Annotated in this window: 13 protein-coding genes and 1 pseudogene; 2 read left to right on the forward strand and 12 right to left on the reverse strand. The window is 67.4% G+C overall.

The annotated features are described in order from the left end of the window. Positions 1–62: 62 nt before the first annotated feature. Together AC5I49_RS04525 and AC5I49_RS04530 are read right to left on the reverse strand one after the other, a co-directional pair. Complete coding sequence (locus AC5I49_RS04525) at positions 63–623, reverse strand: chemotaxis protein CheW (protein ID WP_495788902.1); 561 nt, start codon at positions 621–623, stop codon at positions 63–65. A gap of 49 nt (positions 624–672) precedes the next feature. Continuing rightward, positions 673–2,535, reverse strand: coding sequence for a methyl-accepting chemotaxis protein (locus tag AC5I49_RS04530; protein ID WP_495788903.1), 1,863 nt, complete (start codon positions 2,533–2,535; stop codon positions 673–675). 341 nt (positions 2,536–2,876) lie between these two features. On the opposite strand from AC5I49_RS04530, the pseudogene AC5I49_RS04535 reads away from it, so the two are divergent. Next, a pseudogene (locus AC5I49_RS04535) lies at positions 2,877–3,105 on the forward strand (IS3 family transposase); the annotation flags it as partial. A 22-nt stretch (positions 3,106–3,127) separates the two neighbouring features. Here AC5I49_RS04535 and AC5I49_RS04540 read toward each other — a convergent pair. After that, the gene (locus AC5I49_RS04540; protein WP_495788904.1) at positions 3,128–4,306 is read right to left on the reverse strand and encodes a porin; all 1,179 of its coding nucleotides are present in this window, start codon (positions 4,304–4,306) and stop codon (positions 3,128–3,130) included. Between the two features lie 116 nt (positions 4,307–4,422). Beyond that, positions 4,423–4,875 carry a nuclear transport factor 2 family protein gene (locus tag AC5I49_RS04545; protein WP_047218692.1) on the reverse strand — a complete coding sequence of 151 codons (453 nt, stop codon included), beginning with the start codon at positions 4,873–4,875 and terminating at the stop codon, positions 4,423–4,425. A 169-nt stretch (positions 4,876–5,044) separates the two neighbouring features. Between AC5I49_RS04545 and AC5I49_RS04550 the strand changes: the two genes are divergently transcribed. Further along, a complete protein-coding gene (locus tag AC5I49_RS04550; RefSeq protein ID WP_495788905.1) occupies positions 5,045–6,316 on the forward strand; it encodes a LysR family transcriptional regulator in 1,272 nt (423 codons plus the stop codon). A gap of 18 nt (positions 6,317–6,334) precedes the next feature. Here the strand turns inward: AC5I49_RS04550 and AC5I49_RS04555 are convergent, their stop codons facing one another. The 8 genes from AC5I49_RS04555 to AC5I49_RS04590 all read right to left on the reverse strand — a co-directional run bounded on the left by AC5I49_RS04555 (position 6,335) and on the right by AC5I49_RS04590 (position 19,674). Next, positions 6,335–7,054, reverse strand: coding sequence for an alpha/beta fold hydrolase (locus AC5I49_RS04555; protein ID WP_133073219.1), 720 nt, complete (start codon positions 7,052–7,054; stop codon positions 6,335–6,337). Further along, positions 7,051–7,923 carry a class III extradiol dioxygenase subunit beta gene (locus AC5I49_RS04560; RefSeq protein WP_275823260.1) on the reverse strand — a complete coding sequence of 291 codons (873 nt, stop codon included), beginning with the start codon at positions 7,921–7,923 and terminating at the stop codon, positions 7,051–7,053. Before AC5I49_RS04560 ends, AC5I49_RS04555 begins: the two co-directional genes overlap by 4 nt. Continuing rightward, complete coding sequence (ligA, locus tag AC5I49_RS04565; protein WP_016453399.1) at positions 7,923–8,330, reverse strand: protocatechuate 4,5-dioxygenase subunit alpha; 408 nt, start codon at positions 8,328–8,330, stop codon at positions 7,923–7,925. The genes AC5I49_RS04560 and ligA overlap by 1 nt, the downstream gene beginning before the upstream one ends. A 76-nt stretch (positions 8,331–8,406) precedes the next feature. Continuing rightward, positions 8,407–9,747, reverse strand: a complete 1,341-nt coding sequence (locus tag AC5I49_RS04570) for an MFS transporter (RefSeq protein ID WP_495788906.1) — start codon at positions 9,745–9,747, stop codon at positions 8,407–8,409. A gap of 291 nt (positions 9,748–10,038) precedes the next feature. Beyond that, positions 10,039–12,291, reverse strand: coding sequence for an aldehyde oxidoreductase molybdenum-binding subunit PaoC (paoC, locus tag AC5I49_RS04575; protein ID WP_495788907.1), 2,253 nt, complete (start codon positions 12,289–12,291; stop codon positions 10,039–10,041). Positions 12,292–12,295: 4 nt separating this feature from the next. Then, positions 12,296–13,246: an FAD binding domain-containing protein gene (locus AC5I49_RS04580; RefSeq protein ID WP_495788908.1), complete on the reverse strand. Its 951-nt coding sequence runs from the start codon at positions 13,244–13,246 to the stop codon at positions 12,296–12,298. Next, positions 13,243–13,887, reverse strand: coding sequence for an aldehyde dehydrogenase iron-sulfur subunit PaoA (gene paoA / locus AC5I49_RS04585; RefSeq protein ID WP_197943447.1), 645 nt, complete (start codon positions 13,885–13,887; stop codon positions 13,243–13,245). The genes AC5I49_RS04580 and paoA overlap by 4 nt, the downstream gene beginning before the upstream one ends. A gap of 240 nt (positions 13,888–14,127) precedes the next feature. After that, the gene (locus AC5I49_RS04590) at positions 14,128–19,674 is read right to left on the reverse strand and encodes a DNA repair ATPase (protein WP_495788909.1); all 5,547 of its coding nucleotides are present in this window, start codon (positions 19,672–19,674) and stop codon (positions 14,128–14,130) included. Positions 19,675–19,820: the final 146 nt, after the last annotated feature.

Raw genomic sequence — 19,820 nt, forward strand, 5'->3', positions numbered from 1 at the left:
CTTACCTGGGTTTGGACAGTGTTAATCGCAACTGTGATTTAACATAATATACATCGTATCAATCAAAGCATCGCGGCCTCCATCAACCCCATCTCGGCGCTGCTCATGAGCGCTTCGATGTCGGTCAGAATCAGCATGCGTTCGACATCGCCGCTCTTGAAGCATCCCATACCCATGATGTAGCCGGCATCCACCGAGGCACTCATCTGGGGCGCCGGCTTGATGTTGTCCGCGCCCAGCGCCAGAACGTCCGACACCGAATCGACCACCACGCCGATGACCCGTCCGCGCACGTTCAGCACGATGACGACGGTGAAATCGGTGTACTCGGCCGACTCGCAACCGAGCTTCAGGCGCAGGTCGACGATGGGCACGATCACGCCACGCAGGTTGATCACTCCCTTGATGAAATGCGGTGCGTTCGCAATGCGGGTGGGAGCCTCGTAGCTGCGGATCTCCTGTACCCGCAGGATGTCGATGCCGTATTCCTCGCCACCCAGGCGGAAGCTGAGGAACTCGTTGGGCATGGCGACCACTGCATTGGCAGCCCGGGTTGATGAGGCGGCTGTCGACTGCGCCGTAACCGGTGCTACCGTTGGGCGCTCTTCAATCATGGCGGTCATCTTCGACTCCTTGGAGATTGGGGGCGGGTTCTGGCGCGGCGAGCCGCGCTCAGAACGACGTCCAGTCGTCAGTGCCGGTCTTGGCAGGTGCGATAGCGAGCCGGCTCGACTCAGAGGTCGATGCTGGGGCTGCAGCAGCCTTCGCCTTGAATGCCGGCCGGGCGATGTTCTTGGCACGGTCCGGGCCGCGACGCTCGACGGCAGCAGCGTTGGCCGCTGGGGCCGCAGCGTGGGTCGAGCCTCCAAGTCCTTCATGCGACAGCTTGAACACCGCCACGGCCTGCACCAGTTTCTGGGCCTGGCCCTTCAGGCTCTCTGCGGCGGCAGCGCTCTCTTCCACAAGCGCCGCGTTCTGCTGCGTCACCTGGTCCATCTGGCTGACGGCCTCGCCGACCTGCCCGATGCCGGAGCTCTGCTCGACGCTGGCCGAGGTAATCTCGGCCACGATGTCACTCACGCGTTGGATCGAGGCGACGATCTCGCCCATGGTCTTGCCGGCCTCGTCCACCAGCACGGTGCCTTGCTCCACCTGCTCGACGCTACGGCCGATCAGGGCCTTGATTTCCTTGGCAGCCTCAGCGCTGCGCTGCGCGAGGCTGCGCACTTCAGACGCCACGACAGCGAAGCCGCGGCCCTGCTCACCTGCGCGGGCCGCCTCGACGGCTGCGTTGAGCGCCAGGATGTTGGTCTGGAAGGCGATGCCGTCGATCACGCCGATGATGTCGCCGATCTTGCGGCTGCTGTCGCTGATGCCTTGCATCGTGGTGACGACCTTGCCGACCACCTCGCCACCTTGCGCAGCGACGGCCGAGGCGCCCTGAGCGAGTTGATTGGCCTGCTTGGCGTTGTCGGCGTTGTTGCGGGTGGTGGTGCCCAGCTCCTCCATCGTGGCGGCCGTTTGTTGCAGGGCACTGGCTTGCTCTTCGGTGCGCTGGCTCAGGTCCTGGTTGCCCTGTGCAATCTCGGAGCTGGCTGTCGCCACGCTGTCGGCACCACTGCGAATGGCGCCCACCACGCTAGACAATTGCTGCTGCATGCTGCCCATAGTGCGCAGCAGGTCACCTTCTTCACCCCTCACTCCGAGATCGATCGACTGATCAAGCTCCCCTGCCGCAATGCCCGATGCCACACGACTGACGTCGCCAAGCACGGCGCTGGTGCGACGACGCAGATAAAGGAGCCCGGCGAGCAGGCTCACGATGAGCAATGCCGTCGAGGCCATGGCAAGTTTCGACCATTGCTGCCGCGCCGCCACGGCTGCGGCCAGCTGTGCTGACGTGCGCTCATCGAGAAGAATCAGGAACTCGTCCACGGGTTTCATGATCGTGGCTTTGTACTGGTGGTACGCCAAGTCGTGCATCATCCCCAGAGCCTTGGCCTTGTCGGGTTCAGCTTGGCGCGTGAACCCACCTTTGCCGTCGTCATAGAGGCCCTTCACCATGTTCATGGCGATGGTTTCAGTGCGCACCAGATCATCTGAGTTGGCCTTGGCTTCGGCCAGCTTGGCGAGTTCGTTGTCTGCAAAGCCGGCCCGCTTCATCAGATCAAGCAGCGGCACCGTTTCGCCTGCAGGACGCACGTTTTGCGCATCGGCTGCGCGGAAGTCCCAATAGATCCGCTCGTAGGCCTGAGGCCGTGGCAGCTTGCCATTGCGAATATCCAGAATCTCGATGTATTGCTTCTCCCACTTGGCGTCACCCGTGGCCACGTAGGTGCGCGCCAATCGGGTGAGGTCGTCAGAGCTTTGCCGCAACTCATCGGCCAGCAGGTAGGACTGGTATCGCCTGGCGGCGGTTTCGTCGGCAAGAGCGCTGCTGCGGTTGCTCATGATGGCTGCGCCAATGGTGGCTGCGCCAAGAACCAGCAGGAGAGCGGCACCAAAACTGTAGGCTTGTCTGATCTGGAGTCTCATTGTTGTTCCTTCCACTGTGCTCTCGCCCTCGACCAGGACGATGGAGTTGAGTTCGCCATGCAGGCTTGACCTGGCTTGGCGCAGAGCATGGGGCTTGCGACTTTTCAGCCCCCCTGCCCTGCGCTGTCCCGCGTCACCCTGAACTGGCCGGATCGGCGCAGCCACATGCTGCCATTGAATGCCAAAATTGATCCGATGGCTGCATCATAGGTATCAATTTAATCAAATATGAATTAAATTTTTCTATCAATTTGAGGAAATTGCTACTTATGCGCGTGAGCACATCTCCGATCCACAACTCGGCATGTACGGATATCAAGGAGTCCGCTGTCGGTGTCTGCGCGGGAATCGCCAAGCTGCAGCGCGTGCTCGGCAAGACAACCTTGGAGAACGAAATCCCCAAGGAAGCCGGGGAGTACGCCGCAGAAAAAGTGGATTGCGCGCCCGCCTGTGCGCGACCTGCCTGGGCGCGGTGAAGGCTGGGTCGATGGCCGCAGCCATCGCACACCCGGCGACGACGCCGGGCTGCTCGCCGAACTGCGCCAGGAAATTGCCGACTTGCCCAGCTGGCCTGTTGTATTTGCCCTCGGTTTCAGAACGAGTGGCGCAGGCCCAGCATCAGGCCGGTCTGCGATGCGCCCGCCAGCGGGCTGCCGCCGGCTGCGGCCGAGCTGACCGAGATGGCCAGGCGCTGTCCGTTGTCAATGCGCGCGGCCTGGGCATAGACCGCCGTGCGCTTGGAGAACCTGTAGGTGGCGCGCAGGGCCAGCAAAGTGGAGCGGTCGCCACCCTGGGCATAGCGCAGTTGCTGCAGCTGGCCATCGACCACGACGGCGGCGCTGGGGGACCAGGACAGGCCGCCCCATGCCAGGGTGCTGCGCGGCGTGGCGCCGTTACTGGCCGAGGCCGCCTGGGCCGCGTCGTTGTCGCGGCGCATGAGGCCGGCGCCCAGCTTGATGGTGGGTGACAGCGCGGCATAGCCGTTGAGCATGATGCGGCGGTCCTTCAGGTCCGAGCGCGTCAGCCCTGCAAATGCGCCGGCGCCGCCGCGCATCTCGTCCACGGCCAGGGCAAAGCCCCAGGGCGCGGTGTCGTACTTCAGCATGGCCGACCACTGGCGGCAGGCCTGCCTGTCCGTGGCCGATTCGCTGGCGCAGTTGGTGCCGGCCGGGCTGGGGCCGGCGTTGACGGCATCGCGTCCCAGGCTGTAGGCGGCGCCCAGGCTCCAGGCGCCGAAGCGTCCCCGGTAGGCCAGGGAGTTGTCGGTGCGCGTGTTGGGGATGTAGCTGTCCAGGCTGCTCAGACCGAAGGCGTTGGGGCCGAGCAGGTCGGCATCGAACAATGCCCAGTACAGCATGGTGTAGTTGCGCCCCAGCGAGACACTGCCCCAGCCTCCGGACAGCCCCACCCAGGCCTGGCGCCCGAAGCCCCGCCCGCCCTGGTTGAAGGTGCCGGCATCCGGGCCAAAGCCTGACTCCAGCGCAAAGACGGCGCTCAGGCCGCCGCCCAGATCCTCGCTGCCGCGCAGCCCCCAGCGCGACGGTGCCGTTCCCGTGAGGCCGGGCATGCGCGTCAGCGATCCGCCGCCTTGCACATTCGTCAGGTGCTCGATGCCGGTGTCCAGATGGCCGTACAGCGTCACCGATGAGGCGGTCTGGGCCTGGGCGCCGCCTGCTGCTGCCAGCATGGCGAGCGGGGCGAGGCGGCCCAGACAAGCCCGCAGTGGGCGCCTGGCTGGGGGTTGGGGAATGCTCTTGAGAGTGCGTCTCATGCTTGTGTCTCCTGTCGTTGTCGTTGCGGAATCGGCACGCCGCAACGCTGCGCCTTGGGAAAGGCGAGAGTGGCGGTCACGGGGAAATGGGAGAAAGCGGCTGGGCGCCCTGCTCTTCAGGCGCCCGGGAGGTCCCGGTACATGACGAAGCGCGCCACGCGGCGCGTGATCAGCCAATGGCCTTCAGGACTGCGGCCGAAGGTGTCATCGAACTCGCCTACGAGCTGGCGCGGTTGCGCCGGGCGGCCGTGCGGCGTGATGGCATCGGCCTCGTCGCAGGACCACAGCAGCACATGGCTGCGCGCGCTGGCGCGGTCCGGGCCTTGCAGTTCCACCAGCGTGTTGGTGACCAGATGCCGGGTCATGCGGCCCGCGGGACGCCGGGAGTACGCAGCGGCGATGGCCGTGCGCCCGCCCAGTACCTCGCCGCCGGGCCGTTGCAGCTGGCCGTCTTCGTCAAACAGCCGGGCCAGGGCCTGGGCATCACCGGCATCCGCAAAGGCAGCAGCGCGCAGCACCAGATCCATGCAGGCCTGGCGGGCCAGCAGCCGGTCGATTTCATGGTTCATGTTTCTTGTCTCCCCGGAATCCGCAGCCTGCGATGGGCTGTCTTGATCCAGGCACCAAGCATTCCACGCTGGCATCGATCCGGCCAATGCCGGAGCCCCGGCCATCAATGCGTTTTTCTTATGGGACAATCAAAACACGTTCTTCCAACGTACCGCGAAGCACCTTTCAATGAACCTTTCTCTTGCCCCCTGGGCCAGCAGCAATCCCTCGCGTTTTCCCGAGTTGGCAGGCCATTTGCGAGCCATGCGCGCCATGCTGGGCGTGGTGCGCCACGGCAGCACCACGCGGGCCGCCCAGGCTATGCATCTTTCTCAGCCGGCCGTGGCGCGTTCGGTACTGCAACTGGAAGAGGCCTGCGGCGTGCCGCTGTTCATGCGCGGTGCGCGCGGCATGATGCCGACCCCGCTGGGCAGCCAGCTGGCCGCCCGCATCGAGGCCATGCTCCAGCATCTGGGCAGCGGCGCGGCCGACGCCCAGGCCGCCGCCACGCTGGCGGCCAGGCGCCCTCCCCTGCCCGAGCGTTTTGCCGAGAGCGTGCCTGCGGGTCAGCTGCGCGCCCTCATGGCCATTGCCGACTGCGGCAGCGAATCCCTGGCCGCGCAGTGGCTGGGCCTGACGCAGCCCGCCGTGCATGCGGCGCTGCAGGGGCTGGAAGCCAGTCTGGGCATGCAGCTGTTCTACAAGCTGGCCTTCGGCACGCGGCTGACGCCGTCCGGCGAAGCGCTGCTGCGCCGTGTCAAGCTGGCCCTGGCCGAGGTGCGCGGCATGGACAGCGATATTTCCGCCTGGCGCGGCGAGATCCGGGGGCGCGTGGTGGTCGGCGTGCTGCCGCTGTCGGTGGGAATCTTCCTGCCGCGCGCGGTCGACAGCCTGGCCGCCAGCCACCCGGACATCGAGGTCAGCATCGTGGACGGCACCTACGAGAGCCTGGTGCAGCACCTGCTGAGCGCCGACATCGACGCCATCGCTGGCGCCCTGCGCGCCGACATGCCCTCCGATGAGGTACGCCAGCTGCACCTGTTCGACGATGACCTGGTGGTGGTGGCACCGGCCGGCCATGCCTGCCTGGACCGCGGCCAGCTGGTTCTGGAGGACTTGCTGCAATGGCCCTGGGTGTCGCCCCTGCCCGGCACGCCGGCCGATCGCGCCATGGTCCAGCTGTTCCGCAGCCAGGGCCTGGAGCCGCCGCGCGCCAGCCTGCGCGCCAGCAGCCCGACCATGACGCTGGCCTTTGTGCTGCAGACGGGCCGGCTGGCCCTGGCCTCGCGCGGACAGGCCCTGCAGGATAACCACGGCGGGCAGTTGTCCATCGTGCCTGTGGACCTGCCTTCCACACGCAGGCGCATCGGGCTGGCCACGCGTGCGCTGAGCACGGCATCGCAGGACCTGGAGCTGTTCATGCAGGCCTGCCGGCGGGCCGTGGGCGATCCGCCGGCCTAGTCTGAGTGCAGCGCTCGCTCAGCGCCCCATCCAGTCGAGCAGTGCCCGCGACACCTGCTGCGGCTGCTCCATGGTGCTCATGTGGCCGCTGTCCTCGATCACCACCAGCTCGGCGCCCGGGCACAGGGCCTGCATGCGCTCATGGCGTGACAGCGGGCTCCAGGCATCCTGGCGACCGCAGGCCAGCAGGGTCGGGCAGCGCAGCTGCCTGAGCACATCGCCCGCATCGGGGCGGTTCAGCAAGGCATTGATCTGCGCGGCGAACACCTCGGGCGTGAAGCGCGCCACCATGTCGAGCACCTCACTGAACAGCGGCGTATCGAGCCGGTCCGGATGCACCATGCCGCGCGCCCATTGCAGGCCCATCTCGCGCATGCCGCTGTGCCGGGCGATCTGCAAGAGCGCCATGCGCTTGGCGCGTTCGCTCTCGCCGGCCTCGCCCGGAGCGATGGGGTCCATGCCGGTGTCCAGCAAGGCCAGCCGCTCCACGCGCTGGGCAGCCATGCCGGCAATGGCCAGGGCCACGCGCCCGCCCATGGAATGGCCCGCCAGCGAAAACCGCTCGGCCGCCACGCCATCCAGCACCAGGCGCGCCATGTCTTCGATGGTGGCCGCCGCGCCATAGGACGGAACAATGCACTCGGCAACACCGGCAAAGGACAGGGCCGCCTGCTGCTCGTGCCAGACCGTCTCGTCGCACAGCAGGCCCGGCAGAAGTACCACGCAAGGCCGGCTCATGCAGCGTTCTCCAGGATGAGGTGTCCCACGGCCGTATTGGACGCGGGCACATGGTAGAAGCGGTGGTTGACCTTGGGCAGCGGCGCGGGGCCATCCACATCGGCCATGGCGCCGCGCGCGATCAGCCACATCACGAGCTCGATGCCTTCGGAGCCAGCCTCGCGCACGTAGTCGATATGCGGCATCTTGGCCAAACCGGCAGGGTTCTCGATCAGCAGGTCCAGGAAGCGGTTGTCCCACTCCTTGTTGATCAGGCCCGCACGCGCGCCCTGCAGCTGGTGGCTCATGCCGCCCGTGCCCCAGATCTGCACGTTCAGGTCTTCGTCGAAGCTTTCCACGGCGCGGCGGATGGCACGGCCCAGGTTGAAGCAGCGCTGGCCCGACGGCACGGGGTACTGCACCACGTTGACGGCAAACGGAATCACCGGGCAGGGCCAGGCGCCCGTGCGCGCGTCCTGCTCGCCGCACATCAGCGACAGCGGCACGGTCAGGCCGTGGTCCACGTCCATCTTGTTGACGATGGTCAGGTCGAAGTCCTGCTGGATCACCGACTGCGCAATGTGGCTGGCCAGTTCCGGATGGCCGATGACCTTGGGCACGGGGCGCGGGCCCCAGCCTTCGTCGGCGGGCTGGTATTCCGCGGCCGTGCCGATGGCAAACGTCGGGATGAAGTCCAGGCTGAACGCGGTCGCGTGGTCGTTGTAGACCAGGAAGATCACGTCGGGCTTGTTGTCCTTGAGCCATTGGCGCGAGTGCTCGAAGCCCTTGAACAGCGGCTGCCAATAGGGGTCGCCCACCTTGCCCAGGTCCATGGCCGCGCCGATGGCGGGCACATGCGAGGTGTAGACGGATGCGGTGATGCGTGCCATCAGATGCCTTTTTCCTGTCGTTCCTGCTCATGCAGGTAGCGGTTTCCATTGATGCTGCGTCCGCCGCCCAGCATCATCTGGCGGTAGTCCTCCTCGTTCATGCCACTCATGGTCGAGACCATGTTCTGCACGCTGACGCCGTCGGTGGCGCCGATCTTCACGAGAAAGTAGATGTTTCCACCCAGCGCAATGCAGCGGTTCAGGTCGCGGTCCAGCACGGCCTGTCTTTGCTCGGCCGTCATGGCCCATTCGCCCAGATAGGCGCGCTCGTCAGCCCGAAAGCGCTCGCGGTTCTCGGCCTTCATCAGCGACATGCAGAACTGGTTGAGCCAGTAGCCCTGGCGGGATTGCTCGGCGTCGAAGACCGTGGTTCCCGGTACGTCGAGATAGGGTTTGTCCAATGCCATGGAAGTGTTTCTCCTGCGCTTGAGCGCTTGGGCGCTCGGGCGCTCGGGCGCGTGCTCACGGATAGGGGTTCAAGGATCAAGCACCAGGCGCTCGCAGCGCGCCACCCATCGGCGCCAGGGTGCGGCCGGCGCCAGTGGCCCACACGGCCAGCCCCGCGGCAATCAGCGGCAAGGCAAAGACGTAGTACAGCGAGGCAGGCTGCCAGCCACCGTCCAGCAGCAGGCCGGCCATGGTGGGCGCCACGATGGCGCCTATGCGCCCAATGCCTATGGCCCAGCCCATGCCGGTGGCGCGCACCTGGGCCGGATAGGCGGCCGGCACCAGCCCGTACAGCCCGGCCATGGAGGCGAACAGGAACACGCCCACGCCTACCGCTGCGGCGAACGCCCAGCCCAGGCTGGCCGAGGCCAGGCCGAACAGCGCGGTGAACAAGGCATTCAGCAGCAGGCTGCCCATGGCCAGATGCCGCAGCCTCACCTTCACTGCCAGCAGGCCGAACAGGCTGCCGCCGGCAATGCCTCCCAGGTTGAGCAGCACGCCGCCCGTCACGCCCTGCTGTGCCGACAGGCCGGCCTGCACCAGCAGCTTGGGCGTCCAGCTCAGCGAAAAATAGACGCTGAACATCAGCAGGAAGAAGCCGGCCCAGAGCATCAGCGTGGGGCGCGCCAGGCCGTTCCTGAACAGGGCAGCCACGGTGTTGCCCTGCCGGACTTCGCCGCCGGCCTGTACAGGCAGCTGCAGCAAGGCAGGATGGCCCATCAGCGCCATCAGCCGGTTGAGCTTTTCCAGCGCACGTGCCGGGCGGCGGCCCAACAGAAAGTCCACCGACTCCGGCAGCCGCCACAGCACGATGGGCACCATCAGCGCCGTGGCCAGGCCGCCGAACACGAAGACCGAGCGCCAGCCATGGTGTGTCAGCAGCCAGGCGGCCATGAGCCCGCCCAGCGTGGCGCCAATCGGATAGCCCGTGGCCTGCAGCGCAATCGCCGTGCTGCGCCATTTGTTCGATGAATACTCCGAGGTGATCACCCCCACGCTGGCCAGCATGCCGCCAATGCCCACGCCCGTCATGGCGCGCAGGGCTGCCAGTTCCACATAGCTGCGCGCTGCGGCAGAAAGCAGCATGCCCACGGACACCACGACCAGGCACAGCACGATGACGGGTTGCCGGCCACGGCGGTCGGCCACGGGCGCCAGGAACAGCGAGCCTATGGCCATGCCGATCAGCCCGGCACTGAACAGCACGCCCAGCTGCGCCCCGTTGAGCTTCCACTCGGCAGCGACGGCCGAGGCGGTGAAGGCCATCACCAGCACATCGAAGCCGTCCAGCATGATGAGCAGGGTGCAGATGGCCACGGCGAGCCACTGGAACGGCGCCATGGCGCCCTCGTCCATCGTCTTGCGGATATCTTTCATACAAGTCCTTGTCGGAGCAGGTTGTCTCTTTGCCCTTGCAGGCGCTTTGCACCCAGGCCAGGTTCTGTTGTGGGGAAACTGGGGGTGGCCTGCGTTCGGAGCGCACAGCGCCGACATTTCCCAGTGCAAAAAGTATCTCCACGCCAGCCTCTCCAGGCCAATGCCGACGGACGCGCAAGCTATGCGTTCTATTGATGGCTACATGCAAAAAGGCCGGCCACCCAGAGGTGACCGGCCTTCGTTCATCAAGAATCCAGGGCCTGAGCGGGCTGCCTCAGGTGCAGTGCCCTCTCATGCCAGCCTCCCCAATCCTGCCAGCAGCTTGTCCAGCGTGATCGGGTAGTCGCGCACCCGCACGCCGGTGGCGTTGTGGATGGCGTTGGCAATGGCTGCGCTTACGCCGCAGATGCCCAGCTCGCCCACACCCTTGGCCTTCATGGGCGAGGCCATGGGATCGACCTCGTCCAGAAAGATCACTTCCTGGTGCGGGATGTCGGCATGCACGGGCACCTCATAGCCCGCCAGGTCGTGGTTGACGAACAAGCCCAGGCGCGTGTCCACGGCCAGCTCTTCCATCAGGGCCGCTCCCACGCCCATGGTCATGGCGCCGATGACCTGGCTGCGGGCAGTCTTGGGATTGAGGATGCGGCCGGCCGCGCAAACGGCCAGCATGCGGCGCACGCGGACCTCGGCGGTGAATGCGTCCACGGCGACCTCCACGAAGTGGGCGCCAAAGGTGGACTGCTGCATCTTCTTGTCGAGCACGCCGAATTCGATGGCATCCTCGGCCGTCAGGTCGCCGTCTCCGGCAGCGCTGGCCAGGGCCCGGCGCTTGCCGCCCGCCTGCACATGCCCATCCGCGAATTCGGCCGTCCCCGGGTCCATGCCCAGCTTGCGCGCCACGGCCTCGCGCAGCTTCAGGCAGGCGGCATAGACGCCGGAGGTGGCACTGGCCGCACCCCATTGCCCGCCCGAACCGGCAGACACGGGAAAGCCGGAATCGCCCAGCCGCACGCGCACCTGCTGCAGCGGCAGGCCCAGCATCTCGGCCGCCGTTTGGGCAATGATGGTGTAGCTGCCCGTGCCGATGTCGGTCATGTCGGTTTCCACGGTGAGCATGCCCTGCCTGTCCAGGCGCACGCGGGCGGCGGACTTCATGACAGGCGCGCCACGGTAGGCGCCGGCCATGCCCAGGCCGATCAGCCAGCGCCCTTCGCGCCGTTGGGCCGGCTGGGGATTGCGCTGGCTCCATCCGAACCGCTCGGCGCCAGTGCGCAGGCACTGCACGAACTCACGGCGGGAAAACGGCTTGTGCTCCTGGGCAGGGGGGCCCTCCTTGGCCTTGGGTTGCGGCTTCTTGCCGCTGTCCGGCACCACCTGGGTGTCATTGCGGATGCGCAGCTCCACGGGATCGATGCCGAGCTTTTCCGCCAGCTCGTCCATGGCAACTTCCAGGGCCATGTGCCCCGTGGCTTCGCCGGGGGCGCGCATGGCATTGGCCTCGGGCAGGTCCAGCACGGCCAGGCGGGTGGCGGTCATGCGATGGGTGCCGGCATACATGCGGCGGGTCTGGTCCACGGCACCGTCCGCCGATCCTCCGGGCTGATCGCCCGACCAGCTTTCGTGGCCGATGGCGGTGATCCTGCCGTCCTGCCCCGCCGCGATGCGCACACGCTGGATGGTGGCCGGGCGGTGCGTGGTGTTGTTGGCCATCAGCGTGCGCTGCAGTGCGACCTTGACGGGCCGGCCTGCCGCGCGGGCCCCCAGCGCGGCCAGCAGTGCATCGGCCCGCAGGAACAGCTTGCCGCCAAAACCGCCGCCAATGAATGGCGAGACCAGGCGCACCTTGTCCTTGGGAATGCCCAGCGTCTTTGCCAGCTCGCCCTGCCCCCAGGCAATCATCTGGTTCGAGGTCCATACCGTGAGCTGGTCGCCCTTCCATGCGGCCAGCGTGGCATGGGGCTCCATCATGGCGTGCGACTGGTCTGGCGTGGTGTATGTGGCGTCCACCTTCACGGGGGCAGAGGCGAAGGCGCCGTCGAAATCGCCAATGGCCGTGTCCGGCGCATCGCCATTGATGCTGTCGGGTGGCACGGCGGAGTCCCTGGCCTTGGCCAGGTCATAGGCGCCAGCCACGGGCTCGTAGTCCACACGGACCAATTGCGCGGCAGCGCGCGCCTGCTCGAAGGTTTCCGCCACCACCAGGGCCACGGCCTGGTGGTAGTGGGCCACCTGGGGGCCTGCCAGCAGCGGTGCGGTGTTCATCTTGCCCTGGCCCAGCTTGCCAGCGGTCTGTGCCGTGACGATGGCGAGCACGCCGGGCGCGCGGCTTGCCTGCGCCAGCCCGATGCTGCGGATGCGGCCCTTGGCGATGGCCGAGCCCACCACATAGCCATAGGCCGGGTGCTGGACCACGTCATGCCGTTCATAGGCATACGGCGCCGTGCCGGTGGTCTTGAGCAGGCCGTCGATGCGGTTCATCGGCTGGCCGATGATCTTGAGCTGGTCAATGGGATTGACCGTTGCGGGGGTGTCGAATTTCATAGCGTCAGTTCCTTGCCTGATGCAGCACGGCGGCGAGCGTGCGTTCGGCCAGCGTGAGTTTGAAGGCGTTGTCCTGCGTGGGCCGGGCGCCCGCCAGCAGGCGGTCGGCAACGGCCTTGGCGCCCTGCGGCATCAACGCTTCGGCCGCCTCCACTCGCCAGGGCTTGTGCGCCACGCCGCCCAGGGCCACGCGCCCGCTGCCGTCGCGCTGCACGATGGCGGCCACCGACACCAGCGCAAAGGCATAGGAGGCGCGGTCACGCACCTTGTGATAGATGTGCGTGCCGCCTGGCGGCGGCGGCAGGGTGACGGAGGTGATCAGTTCGCCGGCCTGCAAGGCCGTCTCTACATGCGGCGTGCTGCCGGGCAGCCGGTGGAAGTCGGCAATGGGGATGACGCGGGCCTTGCCGTCGGCCTGGATGGTTTCCACCGTGGCGTCCAGCGCGCGCAGCGCCACGGCCATGTCGCTGGGGTGGGTGGCAATGCAGGCCTCGCTGCCGCCGATCACCGCATGCTGGCGGCTCACGCCGGCAATGGCCGAACAGCCGCTGCCCGGCACACGCTTGTTGCACGGCATATTGGTGTCGTAGAAATACGGGCAGCGCGTGCGCTGCAGCAGATTGCCGCCTGTGGTGGCCATGTTGCGCAGCTGGCCCGAGGCGCCGGCCACCAGGGCGCGCGTCAGCACGCCGTAGTCACGCCGCACGCGCGCATGGGCGGCCAGGTCGCTGTTGCGCACCAGCGCGCCTATGCGCAGCCCGCCCTGCGCGGTGGGTTCCACGGTATCCATGCCGGTGCCGTTGACATCGACCAGATGCACGGGGGTTTCTATCTGCAGCTTCATCAGGTCCAGCAGATTCGTGCCCCCGGCGATGAAGCGGGCGCCCGGCCGGGCCGCCACGGCGGCGGCAGCCTGCGCGGGGGATTGGACGCGTTCGTAGGTGAAGGCAATCATGTCCGCCCCTCCCCTGCCACTTCGGTGATGGCATCGACGATGTTGGAATACGCCCCGCAGCGGCACAGGTTGCCGCTCATGCGTTCACGCAGTTCATGGGCCGACACCAGGGGCTGGGCCACGATGTCTTCGCTGGCATGGCTGGGCATGCCTTGCCGGATCTCGTCGAGCATGCCCACGGCAGAGCAGATCTGCCCCGGCGTGCAGTAGCCGCACTGGAATCCGTCATGCCGCACGAAGGCGGCCTGCATGGCGTGCGGGGATTGCGGCGTGCCCAGGCCTTCGATGGTGGTCACGGCGGCGCCCTGGTTCATCACGGCCAGGCTCAGGCAGGACACCACCCGCCGGCCATTCACCAGCACCGTGCAGGCCCCGCACTGGCCATGGTCGCAGCCTTTCTTAGTGCCGGTCAGGTGCAGATGCTCGCGCAGGGCGTCGAGCAGCGTGGTGCGGGTGTCCAGGTCCAGGCGGTGTTCCTGGCCGTTCACCTGCAGGGTGACGGGCAGTTGGACCCCTTCGGGGATGGAGGGAGGCTGCACTTGCGCGCCGGCCGATCGGGGCACGGCCGTTGCCGCAGCCGTGGAGGCACCTGCAATCAGCAGGTCCCTGCGCGAAACGGAAAGCTGGGGGTTGTGTTCCATGGGGCGTCCATCGTGTTGGCTCTTCGTGGGGCGTGCACACTGCTGCGAACACGCCACACCAAGCATCGGTTCGGGACGCGCCCCGGGTTGTAGGTGATGGTCCAACGTCCGGGACATCGGGTTGTCCGATGACGGATCAGCGCATGCAGACGTGCGAGGGCCCCCGGCCCATGCAAAGGCAGCGCCAGCAAGGCGCCCCAGCCTTTGCCGATGGGCCCTGCCCCGGCCCCGGCGCAGCGCCTAGGCCGCAGGCGGCATGTCGCCGCGCTGCATGCGCTCGAAGGCCTTGTCGATTTCCTCGGAGCGTATGGCGCCCGCAGCCGGCACGGGACGGCCCGCGCGCTGGGCGTCGATCTGCTCCTGCATGCGCGTGGCCACCTGCATCAGCACGCGGTGCAGGCCCAGCTGCTGTCGGCGGGCCTGGTCCAGGTGCGTGACCACGGGTTCCAGGGACTGGGCCAGCGACCGGGTCAGCAGTTGGCCCAGCATGTGAACCAGGGCCTGACGGTCCTGGGCGGCCTGCACCTCCGACGGGGTGCCGGCCTGGGTGCTGGCGGGCTCGCTGGCCGCCCTTTGCGCCATCAGCTCGCGTATGCCGTGCAGCGAGTCGCCTGCGGCGCTTTGCGTCTGCAGCAGCCGGGCCAGCAGTGCCTGCAGCGCTTGCAGGAGCTGGGACTGTTCGGCGGCGCCTTCCTGCATCGCCTGCTGCTGGGGCTGGGCCACCGACTGGGCCACCTCGCGCGTGGCGGCGACCAGGTCGACCAGCTGCGCCGTCACGCGCGTGGCGGCGTCGGCATTGGCGCCGCCTGCGGCCTGGCGGCGCAGGAACTGCTGGCGTATCTGCTGCCAGCGGGCGCTGTCCTCGTCGCTCATCTGCCCGCGCAGCTCGGCGAGCTTGAGCAGGTTCTCCTCGGCGCCCGTGGTCAGCATCTGCGCTTCGCCCTGGTAGTGGTCGGCCAGCATCTGCTGCATTTCCTGGTCGTTCATCACCGGGGTGATTTTTTCGGCCAGCTTGTTCATGTTGCGGTAGCTGCCCTGCAGCCGGAAGGCCGGCTCGGTGCGGTAGCCGTCGTCCTGCGCGGCGCTCTGGATGTACTGCTGGTTGACCTTGAACACCAGCTCGCGCACCTGCACCATGCGGGCCAGCACGGCCTCGATCTCGCGCAGTTCGGCCGATGAATAGTCGTGCGACAGCGCGTTGCCCGAGACATCCCTGCCCTGCGCCTTGTCCAGCAGCAGGTACAGGTCCTGCAGGCTGCGCGTGGCCATCGGCGCCAGCACAGCGTTCGAGGTCATGCTGTTTTCGATGTAGCTGAGCTTGAACACCTCCTGCATGCCGCCCAGCACATCGCCCAGGTTGTAGATGTCGGCACGGTTGGCCAGCATGTCGGGGATCTTGAAGACCTCCCCCGACTCGGTGTACGGATTGCCCGACATGACCACGCAAAAGCGCTTGCCGCGCATGTCGTGGGTGCGGGTCTGGCCCTTCCACACGCCCTCGATGCGGCGCGTGCCGTCCGACAGCGAGATGAATTTCTGCAGGAACTCGGGGTGCGTGTGCTGTATGTCGTCGATGTACAGCATCACGTTGTTGGCCATCTCCAGCGCCAGGTTGAGCTTTTCCAGCTCCTTGGCCGCCGTGGCGTCCGGCGCCTGGGCCGGGTCCAGCGAGCGCACGGAGTGGCCCAGCGCCGGGCCGTTGATCTTCATGAAGATCAGGCCCAGGCGGTTGGCCACGTACTCCATCAGCGTGGTCTTGCCGTAGCCGGGCGGCGAGATCATCATCAGCAGGCCCATCTGGTCGGTGCGCTTGTTCTCGCCGGCCACGCCGATCTGCTTGGCCAGGTTGTCGCCGATCACGGGCAGGTAGATCTCGTTGATGAGCCGGTTGCGCACAAAGGACGACAGCGGCCGGGCCTTGAATTCATCCACCCGCACGCGCGAGCGCCAGTCCTGCAGCAGCTGCTGGCGCAGCGCCTGGTAGCGGCCGAATTCGGGGACAAAGCTGCGGAAATGGCGCGCGGCGCGCTGGCCCAGGTCGTCGATCTGCAGCCACATGCGGCCGTCCGCAATGCGCGGATGCTGGCCCAGCAGGCCCGGCACTTCATGGCGCAGGTCCACATTGCTGACCTTGCAGGGCAGTGGGCCGGCGCAGCACAGCCAGGCGGCGGCTTCGCCGCAATAGGCCAGCCAGGCCTGCCCTTGCCCGTCGTCCAGCGCGCGGCAGGCGGTCTGCAGCCAGTGCAGCGCGCTGCGCCAGCGCTGGTCCAGCGGCGCCAAAGGCTTGTCGTGCCGGTCCTCGCCCTGCCAGTAGACCTGCATTTCCTCCCAGCGCTGCAGCGGCTGGGCCTGCTGCTGCACGGCGGACTGCAGTGCGGCAATGGCCGACTGGCTGTAGCTGGAGAAGGAAAAGCGCACGGCCTTTTGCGCCAGCTCGGCCTGCAGGTAGTCGGCGGCGCCGTGGATGAGGCTGTCGATATCGCTGTCTGCGGGCGCCGCCTGTCCTGGCAGCAGGTCGCGCAGCAGGCCCCGCTCGTCGGCATAGGCGCGCAGGCGCTCGGCAATGTCGGCGCGCAGGCTCAGCTGCTCGGCCTCGCTGCCGAACATCTGCTGCATGGCCTGGGCCTGCTGGGCGCGCAGCGGCCACTGCGCCATGGCGGCAGCCAGCTGCGGCTGCTGCACCTGGGCATGTGCGCTCCAGAACAGCAGGGCCAGCGCACGGGCGTGGGGCGCAAAGCGCAGCACGCCGGCGGCATCGCGCAGGGGCAGCAGCACCTGCAGGATGCGGGCCGCATCATGGTCGTGGATACCGCGCTCATAGCCTTCGCGGTAGCGCGGCGCGGAGAATTCGCGGATGGCCTGGGTCAGCGCCGCCTCGTCGGGCAGCAGCTGGGCCAGCCGGGCCTCGCTCCAGCCGTCGCGGCGCTGGCGTGCGGCCTGCACCACTTCCAGGGCCAGGTATTCACCGCGATAGAAGTCTGCCGATTCGGCCGGCGTGGAGGCATCCCAGTAGGCCTGCAAAGCGGCCAGCTCGGGATTGTCCACGGGCTCGAAATACTCGGTGCCGACCAGGTGCAGGAACAATGCGCCGTTGCGCGGCAGCAGGGTCAGGTCCAGTTCCTGGTTGCCCACGCTGAAGCGGTGGCGGCCCAGGCGAATGATGGCGCCGCCGCCTTCGTACAGCTCGCTGCGGTCCTGCAGCGCGCGAAACGCCTGGTCGCGCAGGTTCTTGACGCGGCCGTCGATATCGTCGGCCTTGACCGGGTCGTGCAGTTGCTCTCGCAGGCGCTGGGACAGCTCCTTGAGCTTGCCGATCAGCGGATCGCCTGCAAAGAACGCATGCAGCGCGTCGGCACTGGCCAGTTTCTCGGTGCGCTTGGGCAGGCTCTGCACGATGCGCAGGGCCGCGTCCAGCACGCCCTGCGCCTTGCGCTGGCGCTCGTCCTGCAGCGACTGGCGGCGCGCCTCGAAGCTCTCCAGCACCTCCTCGCGCTTGGCCATGATGTCGCCAAGGAACTGCTCGTGCTCGCCGAAGCGGCTTTCGATTTCCTCCAGCTGCACCATCAGACGCGCCAGCTGCTCGTCGCATTTCTCGGGCGTCTGCGCCAGGCCCAGGGCACTGACGATGCTTTGCGAGAACAGCGCCAGCTGGGCCGCGAACTGGGCCACGTTCTCGGCGCCGCCCAGGCCAGACCTGCGCTGCTCGGCGCGTGCACGCACCTGGTTCAGGCGCGCATAGACGGCCGAGATGCGGTCCACCACCTGGGTGCGCTGCGTGGCGTCGTCGATGGACAGGCTGCCCATCAGCTCGGACAGCATGTCCAGCGCGGCCGCCATGTCGGCCATGCGCGCCAGCGGCTCGTTGATCTGGGCCACCGTGGCTGCCGCCTGCGCAGCCTGGTCCAGCGCCTGCAGCTGCTCGGCATAGGGCTGCATGGCCTCGTCGGTGGCAATGAAGGCGGCCGTGCGCTGGGAGACATCGGCCTGGGCCTCGTTGACGCCCTGCACCATGGTGTCGATGGCGGCCTGGTCCACATAGCGCAGGTCGCGCGTGGCCATGAGCTGGCCGCGCAGCTGGCCCAGCTGGGTGAGCGCATCCACGTATTCGCCAATGCCCTTCCAGTCCGCCAGGCGCAACTGCTTGAGCAACCGGCCATGGCGGCCGGACACCTCGCCCATGGCCTTGGCCGAGGCATTGCGGATGCTCTCGACCTTTTCGTACTCGTCGATGACCGCATCACCCGTGGCGACGATGCCCAGCAGGGTCTCGTGCACCCCCTTGAGCTGCGGCGCGCCCAGCCAGTGGTAGCGCTCGAACAGGCGGCGCGCGGCGTCGATCAGGCGCTCGTAGCGCGGCAGCGAGACCTCGGTGGCCGCGATTTCCTTGCGCACGCTGTACAGGTCCGAGATGCCGCTGACCAGCTCGGCATTGCCTATGCGGCCCAGGAAGCTGTCGCGCTGCGGCTGGCGCGCCGCGTAGTCGTCCGAGGCGAAGGGCGTGCGCCAGACCTGCATGGGGTGCACGCGCGAGGCTTCGTTGCTCTCGGCCGCGAAGATGACGATGCGCCCGTCGTCCATGCGCGCATGGCCGTGGCCGATGATGGGCGGCTGCAGGGCGCGCTCGATCAGGTTGTACTTGAACAGCGCCATGCGCCCGCTCTCGGGCTCGTAGAACACGTAGAGCACGTCCTCGCCGTTGGGCGATCGGATGCTGCGCCGGTAGCGCATGCCCTGCATGTTCTGCTCGAACGAGCGGTTCTCCCCGCTTTGCAGGTAGTAGCCGCCCGGGAAGATGATGCCGTGGTCCTGCGGCAGCTGGATGCAGGCCGCGCCGATGGCATCCATGCGCAGCACCTGGCGGGAGACGGTGTTGAAGATCAGGTAGCGCCACTGCTCTTCGCGGTAGGGCAGGATCTTCAGCAGGATCAGGCTGCCGACGGCGGCGTACTCGAACACGGCGTCGTCCAGCGACTGGTTCTTCTCCTGCACGGGCTCGCTGTAGATGCCCAGTCCGTCGTTGGTGTTGTTCTCGACCTTGATGGTCAGCGTGCCGCCCAGGGTCTCGACGAAGACCTTGTCCAGCACGTTGATGTGCGGGTGGCGCCCCTGCACCAGTTGCTCGCGCCCGGCGCGCTGCCATTCGAAGTCATGGGGCGCAGGCAGTTCGATGTCGCGCTCGCCGCGGTTGTCTATGTAGCGTATGGGCTGGCCGTCCACGGGCACGGACCAGCGGAACACGCGCACATCGGACAGGCGCTCGCCGATCTGGAAGCTCGCCAGCAGCTTGCCGTCGCGCACGGCCAGCTGCATCAGCCGCGTGTTCTTGTAGTAGGCGTACAGCTCCTGGAAGTCCTGCACGAAGCTCTGTATGCCCAGGAAACTGTCCTTGAGGTCCACGGGAGTGACCTCGTAGCCCTGCTCTCCCTCGTGCAGGCGGTACAGGCCGAACACGTCTTCCACGCGCGTGGACTGCTTCAGGCCCATGAAGACGTTGTAGCCGAACAGCAGGTAGCCGCCGACCTGGGCGATGTCGCGGCCCAGGCAGTTGTTTTCGGTGCGCACGCGCATGCGCCCGATGACTTCCATCTGGCTGCGGCCGAATTCCTCCAGCCGCGCCTCGTTGAGCTGGCGCACCAGCGCCTCCAGCGCCTGCCCCTGGCCGTCCAGGCGCTTGGCCAGCACTTCGTAGGAGCCGCCGCTGGCGACTGCCTGGTCCACGGCGGAGGCGGCAGTGTCGGGAGAGAGGGGCGGTGAGGACGGTGTGGACGATGGGGACGGTTGGGACATGGGCGTCACGGGCTTTCGCGTGTCAGGGACCATTCACGCCTTTCCCCGCCGGCCGGCAGACGGGCGGGCAGGCGAAGACGAAGGCGGATGCGGGAGGCTGGGCAGCCGGTGGAGGGAGCGGCCGGGCGGCCGCCCCGTTCAGGCGG

Source organism: Delftia sp. (assembly GCF_059499305.1).

Coding starts and splice junctions, on each gene's coding strand:
- AC5I49_RS04525 (WP_495788902.1), bottom strand. CDS start 623: ATGACCGCCATGATTGAAGAGCGCCCAACGGTAGCACCGGTTACGGCG.
- AC5I49_RS04530 (WP_495788903.1), bottom strand. CDS start 2,535: ATGAGACTCCAGATCAGACAAGCCTACAGTTTTGGTGCCGCTCTCCTG.
- AC5I49_RS04540 (WP_495788904.1), bottom strand. CDS start 4,306: ATGAGACGCACTCTCAAGAGCATTCCCCAACCCCCAGCCAGGCGCCCA.
- AC5I49_RS04545 (WP_047218692.1), bottom strand. CDS start 4,875: ATGAACCATGAAATCGACCGGCTGCTGGCCCGCCAGGCCTGCATGGAT.
- AC5I49_RS04550 (WP_495788905.1), top strand. CDS start 5,045: ATGAACCTTTCTCTTGCCCCCTGGGCCAGCAGCAATCCCTCGCGTTTT.
- AC5I49_RS04555 (WP_133073219.1), bottom strand. CDS start 7,054: ATGAGCCGGCCTTGCGTGGTACTTCTGCCGGGCCTGCTGTGCGACGAG.
- AC5I49_RS04560 (WP_275823260.1), bottom strand. CDS start 7,923: ATGGCACGCATCACCGCATCCGTCTACACCTCGCATGTGCCCGCCATC.
- ligA (WP_016453399.1), bottom strand. CDS start 8,330: ATGGCATTGGACAAACCCTATCTCGACGTACCGGGAACCACGGTCTTC.
- AC5I49_RS04570 (WP_495788906.1), bottom strand. CDS start 9,747: ATGAAAGATATCCGCAAGACGATGGACGAGGGCGCCATGGCGCCGTTC.
- paoC (WP_495788907.1), bottom strand. CDS start 12,291: ATGAAATTCGACACCCCCGCAACGGTCAATCCCATTGACCAGCTCAAG.
- AC5I49_RS04580 (WP_495788908.1), bottom strand. CDS start 13,246: ATGATTGCCTTCACCTACGAACGCGTCCAATCCCCCGCGCAGGCTGCC.
- paoA (WP_197943447.1), bottom strand. CDS start 13,887: ATGGAACACAACCCCCAGCTTTCCGTTTCGCGCAGGGACCTGCTGATT.
- AC5I49_RS04590 (WP_495788909.1), bottom strand. CDS start 19,674: ATGTCCCAACCGTCCCCATCGTCCACACCGTCCTCACCGCCCCTCTCT.